The 18530-nt window shown below is 44.0% G+C and carries 14 protein-coding genes; 5 read left to right on the top strand and 9 right to left on the bottom strand.

Features of this window, described 5'->3' with window-relative positions:
- Positions 1-178: 178 nt before the first annotated feature.
- The gene (locus tag QUA23_RS08545; RefSeq protein ID WP_333073858.1) at positions 179-2689 is read left to right on the top strand and encodes an ATP-binding protein; all 2511 of its coding nucleotides are present in this window, start codon (positions 179-181) and stop codon (positions 2687-2689) included.
- Positions 2690-3059: 370 nt separating this feature from the next.
- Here the strand turns inward: QUA23_RS08545 and QUA23_RS08540 are convergent, their stop codons facing one another.
- Positions 3060-3494 carry an MAPEG family protein gene (locus tag QUA23_RS08540; protein WP_333073857.1) on the bottom strand — a complete coding sequence of 145 codons (435 nt, stop codon included), beginning with the start codon at positions 3492-3494 and terminating at the stop codon, positions 3060-3062.
- Positions 3495-3884 carry a DUF6220 domain-containing protein gene (locus tag QUA23_RS08535; RefSeq protein WP_333073980.1) on the bottom strand — a complete coding sequence of 130 codons (390 nt, stop codon included), beginning with the start codon at positions 3882-3884 and terminating at the stop codon, positions 3495-3497. It abuts the gene before it with no gap.
- 134 nt (positions 3885-4018) lie between these two features.
- Between QUA23_RS08535 and QUA23_RS08530 the strand changes: the two genes are divergently transcribed.
- Complete coding sequence (locus QUA23_RS08530; RefSeq protein WP_333073856.1) at positions 4019-4765, top strand: LuxR C-terminal-related transcriptional regulator; 747 nt, start codon at positions 4019-4021, stop codon at positions 4763-4765.
- Positions 4766-4893: 128 nt separating this feature from the next.
- Here QUA23_RS08530 and QUA23_RS08525 read toward each other — a convergent pair whose 3' ends face one another.
- From QUA23_RS08525 to QUA23_RS08510, 4 genes are all read right to left on the bottom strand, one after another.
- A complete protein-coding gene (locus tag QUA23_RS08525; protein ID WP_333073855.1) occupies positions 4894-5967 on the bottom strand; it encodes a M14 family metallopeptidase in 1074 nt (357 codons plus the stop codon).
- A gap of 260 nt (positions 5968-6227) precedes the next feature.
- On the bottom strand, positions 6228-6551 hold the full coding sequence (locus QUA23_RS08520; protein ID WP_333073853.1) for a hypothetical protein: 324 nt from the start codon (positions 6549-6551) through the stop codon (positions 6228-6230).
- A 228-nt stretch (positions 6552-6779) separates the two neighbouring features.
- The gene (locus tag QUA23_RS08515; RefSeq protein ID WP_333073851.1) at positions 6780-6989 is read right to left on the bottom strand and encodes a hypothetical protein; all 210 of its coding nucleotides are present in this window, start codon (positions 6987-6989) and stop codon (positions 6780-6782) included.
- Positions 6990-7121: 132 nt separating this feature from the next.
- Positions 7122-7343, bottom strand: a complete 222-nt coding sequence (locus tag QUA23_RS08510; RefSeq protein WP_333073849.1) for a hypothetical protein — start codon at positions 7341-7343, stop codon at positions 7122-7124.
- A 436-nt stretch (positions 7344-7779) separates the two neighbouring features.
- Here QUA23_RS08510 and QUA23_RS08505 point away from each other — a divergent pair, with 436 nt between their 5' ends.
- From QUA23_RS08505 to QUA23_RS08495, 3 genes are all read left to right on the top strand, one after another.
- Positions 7780-13488 carry an AAA family ATPase gene (locus QUA23_RS08505; RefSeq protein ID WP_333073847.1) on the top strand — a complete coding sequence of 1903 codons (5709 nt, stop codon included), beginning with the start codon at positions 7780-7782 and terminating at the stop codon, positions 13486-13488.
- A gap of 518 nt (positions 13489-14006) precedes the next feature.
- Positions 14007-14399, top strand: a complete 393-nt coding sequence (locus QUA23_RS08500) for an IS630 transposase-related protein (RefSeq protein WP_333073844.1) — start codon at positions 14007-14009, stop codon at positions 14397-14399.
- Positions 14400-14419: 20 nt separating this feature from the next.
- Complete coding sequence (locus tag QUA23_RS08495; RefSeq protein ID WP_333073842.1) at positions 14420-14953, top strand: transposase; 534 nt, start codon at positions 14420-14422, stop codon at positions 14951-14953.
- On the opposite strand, the gene QUA23_RS08490 is transcribed toward QUA23_RS08495, so the two are convergent.
- The 3 genes from QUA23_RS08490 to ndhD1 all read right to left on the bottom strand — a co-directional run bounded on the left by QUA23_RS08490 (position 14948) and on the right by ndhD1 (position 18311).
- Positions 14948-15397 (bottom strand): hypothetical protein, encoded by a 450-nt coding sequence (locus tag QUA23_RS08490; protein ID WP_333073840.1) that lies wholly within the window; start codon positions 15395-15397, stop codon positions 14948-14950. The two genes, QUA23_RS08495 and QUA23_RS08490, sit on opposite strands and share 6 nt — an antisense overlap.
- A 651-nt stretch (positions 15398-16048) precedes the next feature.
- Entirely contained in the window at positions 16049-16432 is a 384-nt protein-coding gene (locus QUA23_RS08485; RefSeq protein ID WP_333073838.1) for a GNAT family N-acetyltransferase, read from the bottom strand.
- 292 nt (positions 16433-16724) lie between these two features.
- The gene (ndhD1, locus tag QUA23_RS08480) at positions 16725-18311 is read right to left on the bottom strand and encodes a photosynthetic/respiratory NAD(P)H-quinone oxidoreductase subunit D1 (RefSeq protein WP_445243479.1); all 1587 of its coding nucleotides are present in this window, start codon (positions 18309-18311) and stop codon (positions 16725-16727) included.
- Between the last annotated feature and the right edge of the window lie 219 nt (positions 18312-18530).

Genomic DNA, 18530 nt, shown 5'->3' with positions numbered 1-18530 from the left:
TGTTGCGATCGAGAGTGCGATCGCTAGCAACTTTAACTGATTACGCCTCAATCTTTCACCGCTACATCAGATCGAGCTTACAATTTTCAGCCCGAGAACGAAACACTAGGTAGGTGTTTTTTTCTGGGCTGTGGAAATTACACGTGTATCACAATAGGATGACCCCTATCTGCTTGTTATGGAAATAGATCGTGTGCCATTTCTGAATCGCCTCCGGCGCACCATGTCCTCTGCGGAAGCTTGGGGGTTTAGTGTGGTTGGATATCTGATGTGGTTTACCTTAGCGCCGTTGATGCAAGCAGAAATTGGCTCTGCATCACTGTTGGTTTGGATTCCTGGTGTTATCGTCGGAATTCTGTTTAACCTTCAAGTTCAGAGTTTGGGTGAGAAATATCCAGATGTATCTGGAGGAACACCAAATTACATCACGCGATTGCTCCATCGTTACCCTGCCTTTTCCCGCTACTTGGCGATTGCCTACTACTTGGGGTGGGTTTCCTTTCCGGCCATTAATGCGATCGTCCTCACAAACTTGATTCAATTCCATTTAGAACCGATGGGGCTGAATATTCCAGAAAAAGTGTTTGAGATCGGTTTTACTGCGATCGCTTACTTTTTAGCATTAAGTGGCACCCGCGCCGTCGCCATTCTGCACCTCTTTTTTATCTTTCCTTCAATCGGCTTTTTACTCCTCTTCTGCGTTCAGGGTTTAGGCTGGCTTGCCTTTTCGCCCCAAAGCCCCGGACTCTTGCCCAGCAGCATTGATGCCCTAAGCGTCCATGACTGGCTGAAATGGTACTTGTTTGCCGCTTATAGCTTCTATGGCTGCGATACAGCTTCATCCTTTGTAGCAGACAGTCTCCGCCCAAAAGGCACCCTCAAGGCGCTGTCTTGGGTTGCCTGGTTCATGCCTCTGGTGTTTGTGGGTGGCAGTTTAGTGTTGGTGCAGTTGGCAACCGCTGCCGGTTTAGAAGGCAATTTGTACGGCAATTTCCTGGCGGCTGCCAAGCCTTTCTGGGGAGACGCTGCCCCTGCCATAGTCACATTGCTGGTTGCCGCTAGCTGTTTGTTGGGCTCTGCGACTAGCGTTTGCAATACGCCCCGCATCCTTTTCCAACTCGCGCAGGATGGGCTGTTGTCTCCGGTGTTTGGCGCAGTGTCCCGTCGGGGTGCCCTAGAACCCGCGCTGTTGCTAACCTTTATCTGTAGTTTAGGGTTTTTAGTATGGGGCAACACCACTCGAATTGTCGTGGTGTCAGGGGTGAGTTTTTTCATTTCTATCATGGGGTTGCACTTGGGGCTCTGGATGCAGCGCAACGATCCAGTCGTGCGTTGGGGGCGACTATCCTTAGCATTACTGGTGGTGGAGTTCATTTCCCTGGTGGTGGGTGGCGTTAGCTGGGGATGGATGGATTTTTGTCTCGGATTGCTGTTGCCGTTAGTAGTGATAGCGATCGACGCTGCGATTCTGCGGATTCCTTGGGCATCTTTGCATTTACCGTGGTGGGATCGACTCCATACCAAGCCAGTAACTCCTCCTAAAAATGAATACTTTGTGGTGCTTCAGGTCGTAATTTTGATTGCGCTGATTTGTGGTACAGCGACGATCAGTTGGCTGATCCGCTCCAGGCTGCGGGTAGAAGCCGGAACCAACAATCCCTATCTGCTGATGATTGTGTTGATGACGCTGGCATTTGTGGGAGTGGCGATTGCTTGCTGGACAACTCTGCCCCAGGTTGCTGCGATCGAAGAATTAGCAATCTCCTCGACCGCGCAAGCTAAAGAACTGGAAACGACCCTAAACGAACTGAAAAAAGCCCAGATGCAAGTTATCCAAAGCGAAAAAATGTCTAGCTTGGGACAGTTGGTTGCGGGAATTGCCCATGAAATAAATAACCCGGTCAACTTCATCCACGGTAATCTCACCCACCTGGATGAATATACCCAAAATCTGCTGCAGATGATAGAACTCTATCAACAGCGCCATCCCAGCAACGATCCAGAGGTGCAAGCAATGGCAGAGGACATCGATTTGGAATTCCTCACTGAAGATATCCAAAAGATAATTTCATCTATCAGAATAGGAACCGAGCGAATTCGCGGTATTGTCGTCTCGTTGCGAAACTTTTCTCGCATGGATGAAGCAGACTTCAAAGATGTTGATATTCATGAGGGAATTGAAAGTACATTGCTGATTTTGCAACACCGGCTCAAAGATAAACCAGAGTGTCCAGGCGTGGTAACGATCAAAGACTATGGCACTTTGCCCAAGGTGGAATGTTTCCCCGGACAACTCAATCAGGTATTCATGAATATTTTGGTTAATGCCCTGGATGCCCTAGATGAGATGAATACCAAACCCTCCTATCAGGATCTTAAAGACACGCCGAAGCAGATTAGGATTCGGACTTCTGCGATCGACAATCAATGGGTGGAGGTGGCGATCGCTGACAATGGAATCGGTATGCCAGACCGAGTGAAGGAGCGCATTTTTGACCCGTTTTTCACGACCAAAGCCATCGGTAAAGGTACGGGTTTGGGAATGTCGATTAGTTATCAAATCATTACTGAAAAGCATCGCGGTAAAATCAAGTGTTTTTCTACACCTGTCTCAGGCACTGAGTTTGTTATTCAGATCCCCATTCGGCAACAGACAATTTCAGCATCCCCGATCGCTACTCAATCTTAACCACTTCGCGTTCAGTGGAGCCCTCAAACAATCTGAGGCGGTACCATAATCGATCGGGATGTTAATTACCGCCAAGTGCTCGCTCTGAAGCCGTAAGAATCTTAGAAGCGCGATCGCCCTTGACAAATATTGCACTCTTGGCAGAACAATAACGCTAGAAATTAAGAGAGCGATCGCAATACTGAATTGAAGGGCGATCGATCTACTGGTAATTTTGAAGCATTGGGTATTGCGATCGGGACCTAACGACTTGGTTCAGTGGCAGACCGCCCCGCAAGACCCCGAACACACACGCACAAACAGGGCGGGCTTTCCGTTGCACGCTCAGTGTTCGCCGACTGTTGATAACTTCTAGCTCATTTGAGGGAGGTTAATCAATTGTGCCAAAGTGGATAAATGCTGCGCGGATCGCGATGAACCACACCGCGAGCGTGGCAAATAAGTAAAGGTAGAACCGAAGTATGATGAGATTGAATGTGCAATGGACAGCACTATGCAATGTGCGAAACACAACGAATATCCACGCGGCGTTTACATACACTGTATCCACCTGCTTTGTGATGAAGAGGTATAGGACAAGTGCATAGAAAAGCACCGGAATCTCGAACAGATTTTTTAGGTTATCCGATGGATTGGATACACTTGGTGGCGAGATTTGTGCCAGTGCGCCCGCTACAGCAAAATCCTTTTGACCGAGCTTTCTACTGGTGATAAAACTGATACGGCGGATGTACATATACACCCAGACTACGAGTGTAAGAAACACTGTGGCAAAGAAGGGAGTGAAGATGGTATCTTGCGTCATTTATACCTCTAAAATTTGATTGTTTTGATAGTTGCTGGACGATAAAGTGCGCGATATGTGATGTACAAGGCTTGAAGAAACATAGAGTAACGTAAATCCAATTAGAGGATGGAGTATCTCTAGGTGAAGAGGACTTTTAAGATGAATGCTGGCAAATTGTAGTCCAAGCAGCACTGGCAAACTTGCGGCGAGATGTCGTATTCTACGTGAGAATGGGGCGATAAACGACCATCCCAGTAATACTAATGACAGTCCACTGTACCCTCGCACTAGCCAAACATGAATATTCCACCATGCAGGATTATTGAAATAGGCAACTCCAACCGTCAATAACTGAGCAATTAAGCAGACATTAAAGACTATTGAAGTCGCATAAAAGCCGATCGGCATCCAAGGTGTAGGAGCGCGGTCGATTTCCAAATCTGTTGTCATGTCAATTTGTTTTTGAGACTATAACGGTAATATAATTCGAGTATTGCAATGCTTCTAGACCTCGATCGGGTACTCTTTTTGACACCATGAGCATGACAAGTCCCTTGCAGCTTTTATTTGAAGCGATCGACCAGGTGAAGGATGAACAAGAGCTGCGATCGCAAATCGTGCCCACAATCGGTGAGTATTTTGCAGCTAAACGCTCTGGAATCTTTTTCTTCGATCGACTTCCTTTAGCAGATAGCAATTTTCAGAAAACATTGAAACTTGCGCTATCGATCGAACATAATCCTGTTGCACGTTATTTAGTGGAGCGCCATGCTCCTGTCCATGAAGCATTAGTGACATCATCACCCAAGGTTTGGACAATAATTTGTCCCCGCCCCGATCATTGGCACGTGATGGCGGGGCCGATTGTCAGTCGCGGTCAATTAATGGGTGTAGTGGGTTGTACGCGCGATCGGTCAATGCCCGCCTTTGATACACAAAATCTAGCGGATTTGAGTGCGATCTGTTTGCATTTGTCTGTTTGGGCTGCAACAGTGCGCGAAGCTAAGCTATCCCCTAGGGCATCGCAACACCAACCTTTCGAGAGCTCACGCCTAACGCCTCGTGAATTGCAAATTGCCGAATTGGTTGCTTTGGGGCGAACCAACGCAGGAATCGGGAGGGAACTTTGGATTACTGAGAACTCAGTGAAGCAAGCTTTGAAGCGAATGTTCCGTAAGCTTGAGGTTTCGTCTCGTGCAGAAATGGTTGCACAGCTTTCAGCGACCAAATATAATTTGCCAAGTGTAAAAAGCTCTCCATCCAACTTGATGCAGAACACCCACCAATAAACTTAACGCTAGAAACCCTGAGAGCGATCCTCTTCGAGGGCTTCGCTAACGCATTGAATTGAAGGGCGATCGATCTACTGGTATTTTTAATGTATTGAGTATTGCGATCGCTTACCGTCGCAACTCCTTCAGTCAATCAACGCTCGTTTACAAACATCAAGTCCTTGAGTTAAGCATTGTTCTCGCCACTTGCGAGATCTGGGTGCAAACATTTCTACCAACTGGTTTTTTGTCCATTCATAGTTCTGGTCTGACTTACCCCACCAGTAAGCACGATTCTCCGCCCGCAATGCCTTCAAAACTTTAATCGTTGAGTAAGTGCCAAATTCTGCAGTTAGTAAATCATAGCGACACTCTGGTAGAAGAGCTTGGCACCATGTTTTTAATCCACCGCGAATTGGATATGACACACCTTCTGTATTGTTCGGTTCTATTGTTTCTCCTCCAAATCGTTGAGCTAGTCTTGAACAAGATTCTGATGTTGCAGATCCGTCAAACAAAAGCTTATAAGTTCCCCAGCGCCCTAAACCTGTGTGGAAATCAATATGCACTACCTCAGAAGCATTACCAATCCATTGGGGCAAATTGCTAGCTAGAATCTCTTGAGTTTTGGATGGAGCATGACCGCCAAAAAACAGCCCCTTTGGAAAATCGTATTGCCCTACAGGAAAAGTGTTTTTCAAACTCGTCATTCCATATTTCAAAATCAGCCCGAGAGATTGAAAAATATAAGGTTCAAAGCGTGATGGCGACGACGTTGGATTTAGAAAGGAATTGAATTTAGGATAATCCTTTGGGCTGCCATCAAAAAATTTTTCAGATAATAAAAAATTACGGTTTAAGTCTATGTTGTTTTCATTCCAACGTCGTCGCCATGCAAAACCATAAGGATTCAGAGCATGAATAAATATAACCTTAAAATCAGGCGACAACGATCTGAGAAGTTGGTGATTTTTTAACAATGTAAGTTGAATTGCAGAGCCCAGAAAGCCTTCTACTCCATGCAAGCCACTAGAAATGACTACACATCGTCGTGGGTTGGAAGAACCACCGATAGCCACATCAATAGTTAATTCTTCACCAGTTGGACTAACCTGCTCGATTGGATAGGCAGTGTCCTGATAACCGACAGATGAAGATGCTGCTCGAAATCGCTCTCGTGCCGTAATGTAGTTGGGTGAAAATGCTTCTGAATAGCTCATAAATTTTAATTACCCACCAGTAAGCTTACAACTATGCTTCAACAAATAACTCAGAGCGTATAACTATTAATTATACTGTAGTTGCTGTCTAACACTTCGATCGCCCAAACTAATATCACACTATCCATAGGACAATAAGGCTAGAAACTCAGAGAGCGATCGCACCGAATTAAAGAGCGATCGCCCCCAGGTAATTTTGAAGTATTGGGTTTTGCGATCGAGTGTGAGAAACTACCATTCATCAAATGAATGATTAAATATTACTTTGTAGTTTGGGGCAGCAGTTGATTTAGTGCACCACACAAGTATCGCTTCACCGTGTCTTTACTTGCACCCACCCCACTGGGAAGAGTAAAGATCATCTCAACATTTAATAGATTGCCGTCCATTGAGGCAAATACATCAATTGGCAAAGCACGTTGAAATGCTGTGGCGGGATTTTCAGCTTTCATTACACCTAAGTTCATATCCGTGCTGAGAGTCTTGATGCCCTCGCGGGCCAAAATTGGTCGTAATTGGGCAAATGCTCTCTCTATCGATAACCCCTCAACCTGAACACGTGCAGAAAAGGCGGCACCATTCAAAAAGTCCCCCTTTTTTTGAAAGCTTTCCTCGCAGGTTGTGGCAACAGCGGGGGTGGCTAAACATATGAGAGCTAGAGTCAATACAAGCGATCGCATATTAGCTTACTTATAATAATGAAACAATCATCAAGATCGTGATGCACCATCATAGGATAATTTGGCAAGTAATGCAAATGCCTTCGATGGTTTTTAGTATGAGTTGCAGTCCGGTTAGTATTCGCTGTTATCCTAGCAACTAGAGCAACTAGAAGAATTAAGGGTAAAGACTAAAATGGCGATCGTACTTAAGTGAACCTCGTAGTGAATAGAAGGTCGATTTAATGCTCGATTCTCATCTTCCAACCACATTTTACTCGCTTCCCGTAAGTTCGCTTGTATGTCGTCTAAAGTTTCTCCTTGAGAATGCGCTCTCTTAGAAACCGAGAACATAGAGTACATATAAATTAGGGTCAGAGTCTTTCGGAACCACCGCAGTCAAGGTTCTTATGAATTCCAACTCTAACAGCTTGACTTTCAAGCAAAATCCAATAAAATTAAGTTTAGCCTATCTATCACCTACCATACGTGAAATTACTTAGAGAGACGCTCAATGACACTACCTACAGATGCAGCAAGTTTATATCCAATAGGGATACCCAAGAGTTTAGCATTTGGATGTTTCGCACTCAGGTAATCAGCAGCGTGTAAACCATTTTCATCAACTTTAGAGTCGCCTGTTTCTATATCAAGGATGACCATCTTGCCAATATTATCTTCTAACTCAATTTTTGGAGGTATGCTGCTCTCATACAAATGTTTAGCACGACGCGAACACTAGCGCTCGGTCGCAGCGCTGCAAATATGTGGTAGTAGGATGTATAATAGTAAGTTGGAATAATTCATGCTGAAATAGGTAAGCTACTGGGATGTAAAAAACCTGAGTTCGGAAAACTTTAAGCATCTGTGCGAAGTACAGCGAGAGACGTTTAAACAGATGATTGAGGTAGTGCGCTCGGATAATTTATGTGAATGCGCCTTCTTACTTGTCCAACTCCAGCAGAAGTATTATAGATAAATATCCGACCCTGATGCACTTTAGCATTGAATGAGCGGATAAAATATTGCCACTTGCTAATAAGCTGATTCCCTGCTCGTTTAATTTTTCCCAACAGGCGATCGAACATCGCCGTCTCCGATTTCCTTCTATCAATTCCAGGCCAGAATAATCGTACTCATGGAAAAAACGAATATGAAAACCACGCTGCCCGGTTACAAACTATTATCGTTGCCGCTTCATGAAGGTGTCAATACAGTTATTTATCGGGGGGTTCGGGAGTCGGAGCCAACTCAGGTTATAGTAAAAACCCTCAAAGCCGAGTACCCCACAATAGAAGAAATCGCGCGGTTGAGACATGAATATAAAATCCTCAAAACTCTGGACATGACAGGGATTGTCAAAGCTCACTCTTTACAAAAGCATAATAACGGTCTGGCGCTGATATTAGAAGATTTTGGGGGAAAATCTCTGAAAAACCTAATCGCAGCTAAACACCTTGAAATAAGCGAATTTCTAAGTCTGGCAATTCATTTGGCAGAGACCCTAGCTCAACTGCATGAAAATAAGATAATCCATAAAGATATTAAACCGCAGAATATCATTATCAATTCCAAAACAGATAAAATTAAAATTATAGATTTTAGCATTTCCACGTACCTAGAGCGAGAAAATCAGAGCCTCAGCAATCCCAACTTGCTAGAAGGCACCCCCGCCTATATGTCTCCAGAGCAAACCGGGCGGATGAATCGCTCAATAGACTACCGCACCGACTTTTACTCATTAGGTGTCACCTTTTATGAAATTCTGACGGGAAAGCTGCCGCATCAAGCCACCGACCTCCTGGAATTAATTCACTGCCATATCGCTAAAAGACCAGTGCCACCCCATGAGCAAATCGGTGAGATTCCCGAAGCGATTTCTGACATCGTAATGAAATTATTAGCCAAAACCGCTGAAGACAGATACCAAAGCGCCCTGGGCCTAAAAGCTGACCTAGAAATGTGCCGTCATCAACTGCAAACGCATGGAAAAATTGGCAACTTTTCAATCGGTAAGAGGGATAAATTTGGACAATTTCTTATCCCGCAAAAACTCTATGGCCGCGAGCAAGAAGTAGCCACTTTGATGGAAGCCTTTGAGCGAGTCTCCGGCGGAAACAGCGAACTGATGCTAGTGAGCGGTTACTCAGGAATTGGCAAATCTTCCTTAGTGAATGAAGTTCAAAAACCGATTGTCAGGCAGCGCGGGTATTTTATCTCCGGTAAATTTGACCAATTAAAGCGAAATATTCCTTATGCTTCTTTGATTCAAGCTTTCGCCGGCTTGATGCGGCATCTGTTAACAGAAAGTTCGGAAAAACTAGCGATTTGGAAACAGCAACTTTTAGAAGCCTTAGGCTCCAATGGCCAAGTCATAGTAGATGTCATTCCCGAAGTCGAACTGATTGTCGGGCCTCAAGGAGCGGTTCCGCAATTGGGATTATCTGAATCCGAGAATCGCTTTAATCGCGTGTTTAAAAAATTCATTCATGTATTTACTAAACCCTCACACCCGCTCGTCGTCTTTTTGGATGACTTACAGTGGGCAGATTCGGCATCGCTCAAGTTGATTCATCTGCTTATTTGTGACCCGGACAGCCAATATTTACTGCTGATGGGAGCCTATCGAGATAACGAAGTAAGTCCGACGCATCCGTTGATGCTGACGTTGGATGAGATTCAAAAGAATGGGGCGGTTGTAAATAATATCACCCTCCGTCCTTTGGATATTGGCAACGTCAGCTTGCTGGTAGCAGATACCCTGAATGAGTCTTCCGCTCTGAGAAACCGGGTTTCTGAATTGTCCGAGCTACTTTTCAATAAAACCCAGGGAAATCCTTTCTTCTTGGCTCAGATGTTCGCTACTCTGCATCAAGAAAAGCTATTGACCTTTGATTTCAGTGCTGGGTGCTGGCATTGGTCATTGAACCAAATTCAAGCGGTAGGCATCACAGATTATAATGTCGTCGAACTGATTTCCAGAAATATTCAAAAACTCCCGGAAGAGACCCAGGATGTCTTAAAGTTAGCAGCCTGTATTGGAGACAAATTTAATTTAGACGTTCTGGCTATTGTCAATGAAAAATCTCAATCGGAAACGGCGGCTGATTTGTGGCAAGCACTTCAGGCTGGCTTGGTTTTGCCCCTGAGCGAAGCCTACAAAATCCCTCTCGTTTTTACCTCCGATGAAATGAGCATGGAAGTAAATGAAAGAATACCTCCAGATTCTCCTCTGCTATCATCCTCACCTGCCCCTTTGCCTTACAGCTATCACGCGCCTATCGCTTACAAATTTCTCCATGATCGGGTGCAGCAAGCGGCGTATTCTCTTATTCCGGAATTTCAGAAACAACAGACCCACTTTAAAATTGGTGAACTGCTACTAGAGCATACTCCAACAGAGGAGATTGAAGAAAATATCTTTGAGATTGTCAATCAGTTAAATGTTGGGGCTGACTTCATCACCAATCAGGCAAAAAAAGATCGTCTAGCCCGATTAAATTTAATAGCTGGTCGAAAAGCCAAAGCAGCGTCAGCTTATGAAGCTGCTGTCACGCAACTAAGAGTAGGGTTAGAACTCTTGGCAGAAAACAGTTGGCAGAGTAACTACGATCTGACACTAGCACTTTATGTAGAAGCGGTGGAAGCAGAATATATTAATACCAATTACGAAAAGTCAGCAATTCTTGCTGAAGTTGTTCTACAACAAGCTAGCACCCTGCTCGAAAAAGTGAAAGTATACGAGCTACAAATCCAGTATTATATGGCCCAAAATCAGATGTTAAAAGCCATTGATACTGGGCTGCAAGTGCTGGATATGCTGGGTGTTTCCTTGTCAAATGACGAGGGTAACGGGGGTTTTGTGGTTGAGTTGCCAGATATCGCAGACTTAGACAATCTCCCAGAGATGACAGACCCTTACAAAATAGCGGCTTTAAGTATACTGACTTCTCTTATTTCTCCTGCTCTTGCTGCTAAACCCGCAATTTTGCTCCCACTTGCAGTGACTTTGGTTAAACTCTGCATGGAGCATGGCTATTCCTCTATTGCTGCTTTTGCGTATGCTTTTTATAGTTTAATACTGTGTTCGCTAATAGGGGATATAGATGCCGGATATCAGTCTGGTAATTTTGCATTAAAGTTGTTGAATAAATTTAATGCCAACTCGCTTAAATGTAGAGTTAATCAATTAATTTATGGCTTTGTTATACACTGGAAAGAGCCAGCTAAACAAGCTTTAGTCCCCTTACTGTCAGCCTTTCAAAGTGGACTGGAAACTGGAGATATAGAATATGCCGGTTATTGTGTTACTGTCTATTGTGCGAGCATATTTTTGACTGGCGAACGATTAGACATTGTAGAAGAGGAACAAGAGCAATATCTTGATTTAGTGTTCAAACTAAAACAAGACTATTCTATTTATTACATCCAGCTCTTTCACCAATTGACGCTAAATCTTCAAAATGAATCTGAAGCCAAATGTCAGTTGGTAGGCAAAAGTTTTAATGAAACACAAATGTTGCCTGTTTTTATTGAAACTAACAATACAATTTTGCTGTTTATTACTTATCTAGCTAAGACAATTCTATTATATCTCTTTAAAGAACCAAAGAATGCCGTTGCCAATGCCAGTTTAGCCGCCGAACACGCAGTAAGCGTGATGGGAATGGTAGTTAGTGCTCCTCACAACTTCTATTATTCCCTCGCTCTACTCGCTGTTTATCCTCAAGCTTCAGACGCCGAACAACAACAATACATCAGCTTAGTTGAAGCTAATCAAGAAAAAATGCAGAAATGGGCATTTCATGCCCCGTCTAACTTCCAGCATAAGTACGAGTTAGTGGAGGCGGAGAAAGCGCGGGTATTGGGTAAAATTGGCAAAGCGATGGAGTATTATGACGCTAGCATTCAAGGAGCCAGAGAACAGGGATACATTCAGGAAGAAGCCCTAGCTAATGAACTGGCTGCCGAGTTTTATTTTTCTCGCGGCCGGGAGAAGATAGCGGAGATTTATTTGACGGATGCTTACTATGGCTATGTTCGCTGGGGAGCGAAAGCAAAAGTGCAGGATTTATCTGAAGAATATCCTGAATTCTTCTCGCGAATACTGACTAAAGAAGCCCCCATATTCGACGTATCGCGGACGACAACCTCGACGACTACGGGGAGTTTTGCAGCACTGGATTTCGCCTCTGTGATGAAATCTTCTCAAGCTATTTCTGGCGAAATTGTTCTGGAAAGTCTGCTTTCTAAGTTATTGAAAATTGCGATTGAGAATGCTGGGGCTGAAAAAAGCTACTTAATTTTAGAAAAAGATGGTCAACTGGTGGTAGAAGGGACGGCAAGCATAGATAATAATGAGATAGTATTGTTGCAATCCACACCAATAAAAAACACTCACAATTTGCCGTCTTCTCTCCTCAATTATGTGGTGAGAACTCAGGAAAGTGTGGTATTAAATGATGCAAGTCAGGAGGGAATTTTTACCAGGGATAGCTATATAGTTAACGCCCAACCCAAGTCAGTTTTATGTATGCCGATCGTCCATAAAGGAAAGCTCATTGGTCTGCTTTACTTGGAAAATAATCTGACAAGGAGTGCGTTTACTCCCGATCGTCTGGAAGTTTTAACCGTGCTCTGTTCTCAAGCGGCAATTTCCCTGGAAAATGCTCGACTCTATGCCAATTTGTCTGAGGCGACTGACAACTTGAAACAAGCCAATGAGCAATTAGAAGATTACAGCCGAACTTTAGAACATAAAGTGGAAGAGAGGACGCAGGAATTAAAGGAAAAAAATCTGCTCCTGAGCCAGGAAATTCGAGATCGCGTGCAGATAGAGCAAGCTCTGCGAATGTCAGAAGCGCAATTAAAAAAACAAGCCGAACAACTAGAGGTTTCTTTCCAAGAACTCAAGCGCACCCAGACCCAGCTAATTCAGACTGAGAAAATGTCCTCCCTCGGACAGATGGTGGCCGGGGTGGCCCACGAAATCAATAACCCGATTAACTTCATATATGGCAACCTGAGCCACGTTAGGACATACAGTGAAGACATACTAGGACTGGTGAAACTCTATCAAGAACAATACCCCTATCCCACAGCACCGATTGTTGAGGATATTGAGGCAATCGAATTAGATTTCTTGATGGAAGACTTACCCAAAGTGCTGAATTCGATGAAGGTGGGGGCAGACCGAATTCGCGAAATAGTCCTCTCCCTGCGAAACTTCTCGCGACTGGATGAAGCGGAAATGAAAGAGGTCGATATCCATGAGGGCATCGATAACAGCCTACTGATTTTGCAGCACCGACTGCAAGCTAAATTAGACCAGCCTGCTATTCAAATAGTTAAAGAGTACGGCCCGCTGCCGCTGGTGGAGTGCTATGCCGGCCAACTGAACCAAGTGTTTGTAAATTTACTGGCGAATGCGATTGACACTCTCAATGACCAAAGGGGGCCGCGCACGATCGCAATTCGCACCTCAGTGGGGTATGGGGAAGGAGAAAAATCCCCGATTTCCAATCCCCCCCTTGCGGAAAGCTCTAGATTTTCTTCGGCTGAGGTGGATTCCCAGAACCTCGCTCCGGCCCGGAAAGCTCCCCAATTTGTTGTGATTCGCATTTGCGACAATGGTCCCGGTATGACAGAGGAAGTGAACCGGCGGTTGTTCGACCCGTTCTTTACGACGAAACCTGTAGGGAAGGGCACCGGTCTGGGGCTGTCAATCAGCTACCAGATTGTGGTAGAAAAACATCGCGGACAGTTGAAGTGTGTTTCTCATCCCGGCCAGGGAGCAGAGTTCATTATTCAGATTCCTATTAAACAGGAGTATCAAAAATTGGCTTTGCAAAGCCAAACCTGATGAGTAGTTGTTATTCGTATTTCCATTCGTCTCTCTACAGGACTAAGTTGGAGGTATAGAATGCGATCGCGAAATTAGATTTCAAACTGTGAATCTAGCAGTCACACTTCACTCTCCAAGCATTGGCCGTACCTACAATCTGTAGAAGTTCCAATTAGAACCTCCAATGATTAGCCTTTGTTTGATTACAACCTGTAGCTTATATCGCATACATAGCGGTCTAACGGCCAAATGCACCGGCGGCAGATAATCTCGAACTAAAGACCAGTGGGTTTCGACCGTCCACTGCCATGCAGTGTTAGGCTTAGGCGTTAGATTGGTTAGATTGTATGCTTTGAAGAAAATCTGGTGATTTAGACAAATCCTTAAAGGCTCCCAAACTCTCTCTTAGGAACTCTATCATCCCCCTCAGTTCTTCAAGTTGAGCTAATAGTCGGGGATTTTGTTCGTCTAAAAGGGTAATTACAGCATATTCCATGTATATATAATACACTGTATTTAGTACATAAGCGAAAAAAATGAAACCTTATTCGATCGAGTTGCGTGAGAAAATAGTTAAAATTTATGAACAAGGTGATACCTCGATTAGAAAAGTAGCCGCCAAATTTGATGTCAGTAAAGGGTTTGTTCAAAAAATCTTAAAACAAAAACAAACCATTGGTCATGTTCAACCCAGAAAACAAGGTGGAAGTCTTAAAAGTGTCTTAAACTCGCGCACAACTGAATTGATCCAGATGGTAGAAAAATATCCGGATAGCACGTTGTCAGAATATTGTGAATATTGGCTTATGAACTACAAGGAAGCTGTCAGCCCTAGCATGATGTGTCGGGAATTACAAAAACAAAATTTAACGCGAAAAAAAAGACCATACGCAGTAGTCAGTCTGCCACTGAAAGAGTGCAAATTCTGAGGTGTGAATATTGGGAAAAAGTGAAAAAAATTGACCCTGACAACCTCGTTTTTTTGGATGAAATGGGCGTTTTATTAGGGTTAACACGAACCCATGCACGTTCAATATGTGGTAGTAGAGTCTACGATTTAAAACCATTTTATCGGGGCGCCAAAGTCACAGTTGTCGGAGCAATTAGCTTAAAAAAAGTAGTAGGATTAATGACGCTTAATGGGTCAATGGATGGTAGAGCTTTTGAAGTCTTTATTGAACATTTTTTAGTCCCCAACTTATGGGAGGGTGCAGTAGTTGTTATGGATAATCTACCTGCTCACAAGTTGGGGACTATTGAACCATTGATACAAGCCGCTGGTGCTAGTTTACTGAACTTATCACCCTATTCTCCCGATTTCAATCCTATAGAATTATGGTGGTCGCAACTGAAAGCTTTTTTACGTCAGTTTTCACCAACCACCACCAAGATGGTTGACATCTTGCTGGCTACGGCCCTTGATTTGGTCAATCCTAAGCACTTTAAAAACTGGTTTACAAGTTGCTGCTACTGTACTTTATAAACCTGGAATACGCTGTAAATTGTGGTAATCTTCTACAGAACTGGTATCAAGAAACGCTAGGTTTTGATGAATTAATTTGTTTCGCTCAGCTACAATGCTGGCAAGTTTAAGTTTTTCTACTTTTAAGAAATCTGTATTGTCATAAGTAACCTTAAATGATAGAGAAATACCTGCCTCAGAAAAATCTGGTGTAGGCTCAGATTGACTAGCCTCTCCCAAAATATTTTTATTAAATTCCTGAACTAACTTACCTAATGTTTGTTTTCGGAGTCGAGTTTCATTCCTACGTAACTGAGCTGAAATTGTTTTTCCAGTTCCATCTAATTGGCTCACTGAAAGCAAGTATTTGAAGGCTGCTTCGATTTTTGAAAAATTAACTATGTTTCTCCCCAGTTTTCTTAATGCTTCAGCTCTAATTGCTTCAATATCTACTGAGTCATTCATAAGGCCTAATTAACAAATTAGCGGACACTTACAAAACTTACATATATTCTTGCAAAAACAACAGATTGGCGGATGCTTTCAGTTCTAATAAACTTTAGCTTAATTACCGTCACAACGATTAACTACTAGACAACTTATGCCTTAATCAAAAGGGAATTAGATACTCCCAAGAAAAGGTTAGTAAGAACGGGTGGCAAGAACAGCCCTAAAGAAGAGTGAAGCCTAACTATGTATTCACCGTTAGAACTGCTGCATAACACCCAAGATTTCCAAGATTATCCGTTAGATCTGCTCGATAACATCTCAATTTTAAGGGATTAAGCAGAAACCTTGCAGGTTAAGTCTGGGTTCTTGGGTGCTATCCGTCACCTTTGCTGGATACCAGGTCCTATATCGATCTTATCCAGCATTAACCTAATGTCCTAACCTACCGCTCTGATGTGCCTTGAGCGCTTAGTGGAGGCTCTGCCTTCGCGGAGTATGCCCGGGCGGAGTAAGAACGAGTGCGATCGCCCCTCGCTGTAGGTTGGGTAAAGCTTGTCACGTCCTTACTTGTGAATCAGGGTAACGTGAAACCAAACATGACTCGATTGAGCGATCGCGATTAACTAGCTATAGAACAAAGTAAACCTTGAGACTTAACATCTGCAGTTAGAGCTTCTTGAAGTATCTGGCGACTGGAAATAGCTCGAAGCCAACCTTTTCATAGGTATGACGGGCTCTTTCATGACCAGGATCGCCCCCAGTCTCAACCATAGCAATAGACATCCCCGCATCTTTCATCCAACCCAGAGCGAATTCTATCAAAGCACTACCAATGCCGCGACATTGAAAGTCTGGATCGACAGCAACCATGTAGATTTCACCCATGCTGTCCTCTGAGTGTAGTTTCACAGCTACAAAGCCCACAGTAGAACCTGCATCGATCGCAACCCATACATTCGTGTCTTCCGCAGCACAGACATCCTCCACAGCTTTTTGCTGGCTCACACGCCAATGATTGGGATAGAATGCTTGGTAAACATCAGCGTTCATCGCCTTCTGAATCGAATCAAAGACTGGGGTCCATGCCCGAAGCGAAAGACGAATAACAGCATCAAGGTGGCGAGGGTCGTAGGGTTCAATTTGCATTCCCACATGAACTCCTGTTAACTCAGAAAGCTGGCGTTGCTGAATAGAGGTATGAATTCAAGATTTCCCAATTGCTATAAGCCCGCTTGAGGGTGAGTTTTGTAACTTCAAGGGAAAAGGTGATTCATAGCGTGAATCAGCAACGCCCGCTATTTTTACATTAGTTTGGGGGTTTTCTTCCTAAATCCAATTCAAATCACAACTTGCTCGGCTCGATGGCGGGAGCACGCAGAGACACAGTTTTATCCGCAGCAGCCTTAGCCACAAGCGACGGCACAGAATCGCGCAATCTTGCAGTCAACTTTACAGTAGTCGCATCGTAAACCTGAGTCAGCATCTTCGGATACAAACCAATGCCAATAATCGGCACTAACAGAGCCGCAATAACAAACACTTCTCGCGGTTCCGCATCCACTAATTCCTCGTGATCCGACAATTCCTTATTTTCAGGCCCGTAGAAAATCTCACGCAGCATCGACAGCAGGTAAATCGGAGTCAAAATCACCCCGACAGCGGCTAGAAATACCACGCAAACCTTAAACACAGGATTGTAAGCATCGCTCGTTGCAAAACCCACAAACACCATCAATTCTGCTACAAAACCGCTCATTCCCGGCAAAGCCAAAGAAGCCATAGAACAAGCAGTCCACATCGCGAAAACCTTACGCATTTTCTGTCCTACACCGCCCATTTCATCGAGCATGAGCGTGTGAGTGCGATCGTAAGTGCAACCTACCATGAAGAACAAACTCGCCCCGATTAAACCGTGGGAAACCATTTGCAGCATTGCACCGCTAGTTCCCAAATCGGTAAACGAAGCTATCCCAATCAGCACAAACCCCATGTGCGAAATCGAAGAATAAGCAATTTTCCGCTTCAGATTGCGCTGAGCAAAAGAAGTTAAGGCGGCGTAAACAATGTTAACCACACCCAAAATTACCAAGATGGGTGCGAAGGTAGCGTGAGCATCCGGGAGCATTCCCGCATTCATCCGCAGTAAAGCGTAACCGCCCATTTTTAGCAGAATTCCTGCTAGCAACATGTGGGCGGGTGCGGTTGCTTCGCCGTGAGCGTCAGGGAGCCAGGTGTGCAGGGGAAAAATCGGCAGTTTGACGCCGTAAGCTATTAAGAAACCTGTGTACAGAAGCAATTCTATATTGGGGGCGTAATCTTTAGCTGCGATCGCCCGCATATCAAAAGTCACCGTATCGCCGTAAAACGCCATCGTCAGCGCGCCAACCAAAATAAACAGCGAACCCCCTGCCGTGTACAGGATAAATTTAGTTGCTGCGTAAAGGCGCTTTTTGCCACCCCAAATCGACAAAATTAGGTAAACCGGCACTAATTCCAGTTCCCAAACCAGGAAAAACAGCAGCATATCCTGCACGGCAAAAACTGCTATTTGGCCGCCGTACATCGCCAGCATCAAAAAGTAAAATAGCTTCGGTTTAAAAGTAACCGGCCAAGCTGCTAAAGTAGCTAAAGTGGTAATAAAACCCGTCAGCAAAATCAGCGGCATCGACAAACCGTCAGCACCCACAGACCAATTTAAATCCAGTTGTGGCACCCAAGAGTAACTTTCTACCAGTTGCAAATCTGGATTGCTGAAGTCGTACTGAGTGTAAAAAGCGTAAACAAGTAGGGCAAAATCGATCAAACCCACAATTAGGGCATACCACCGCACCGTCTTGCCATCCTTATCGGGAATTAAAGGAATCAGCAAGGACGCAGCAATGGGAAACAGAATTGTTGTTGTTAACCAGGGAAAGTTAGCTGTATCCATTGCGTTTTAAAATGATCCATCAGTTATTAGGTTTAAACACATTTTGCCACTTTTAGCCTAAATTTTATACTTTCTTTATACGTAACAAATTTTTTTGCTCTTATTTTGACGATTTATGCGATCGCAACAGTTAAGTTTAATCAAAGATTTATTTCTATTTGCTAATTGTCAATGGTTAGTTATTGAGCTAATACCATTTTTTAAAATATCTCCTCGTGG

Origin of the sequence: Microcoleus sp. Pol1C5 (assembly GCF_036701115.1) — a bacterium.
In the GTDB taxonomy this organism is placed as follows: Bacteria; Cyanobacteriota; Cyanobacteriia; order Cyanobacteriales; family Microcoleaceae; genus Microcoleus.
This window is presented reverse-complemented; position numbering and strand designations above follow the sequence as displayed.

Excerpts from the sequence above, each read along its gene's own strand:
- QUA23_RS08525 (WP_333073855.1), bottom strand. The coding sequence starts at position 5,967 with ATGAGCTATTCAGAAGCATTTTCACCCAACTACATTACGGCACGAGAG.
- QUA23_RS08505 (WP_333073847.1), top strand. The coding sequence starts at position 7,780 with ATGAAAACCACGCTGCCCGGTTACAAACTATTATCGTTGCCGCTTCAT.
- ndhD1 (WP_445243479.1), bottom strand. The coding sequence starts at position 18,311 with ATGGATACAGCTAACTTTCCCTGGTTAACAACAACAATTCTGTTTCCC.
- QUA23_RS08530 (WP_333073856.1), top strand. The coding sequence starts at position 4,019 with ATGACAAGTCCCTTGCAGCTTTTATTTGAAGCGATCGACCAGGTGAAG.
- QUA23_RS08490 (WP_333073840.1), bottom strand. The coding sequence starts at position 15,397 with ATGAATGACTCAGTAGATATTGAAGCAATTAGAGCTGAAGCATTAAGA.
- QUA23_RS08500 (WP_333073844.1), top strand. The coding sequence starts at position 14,007 with ATGAAACCTTATTCGATCGAGTTGCGTGAGAAAATAGTTAAAATTTAT.
- QUA23_RS08485 (WP_333073838.1), bottom strand. The coding sequence starts at position 16,432 with ATGAACGCTGATGTTTACCAAGCATTCTATCCCAATCATTGGCGTGTG.
- QUA23_RS08545 (WP_333073858.1), top strand. The coding sequence starts at position 179 with ATGGAAATAGATCGTGTGCCATTTCTGAATCGCCTCCGGCGCACCATG.
- QUA23_RS08540 (WP_333073857.1), bottom strand. The coding sequence starts at position 3,494 with ATGACGCAAGATACCATCTTCACTCCCTTCTTTGCCACAGTGTTTCTT.
- QUA23_RS08515 (WP_333073851.1), bottom strand. The coding sequence starts at position 6,989 with ATGTACTCTATGTTCTCGGTTTCTAAGAGAGCGCATTCTCAAGGAGAA.
- QUA23_RS08535 (WP_333073980.1), bottom strand. The coding sequence starts at position 3,884 with ATGCCGATCGGCTTTTATGCGACTTCAATAGTCTTTAATGTCTGCTTA.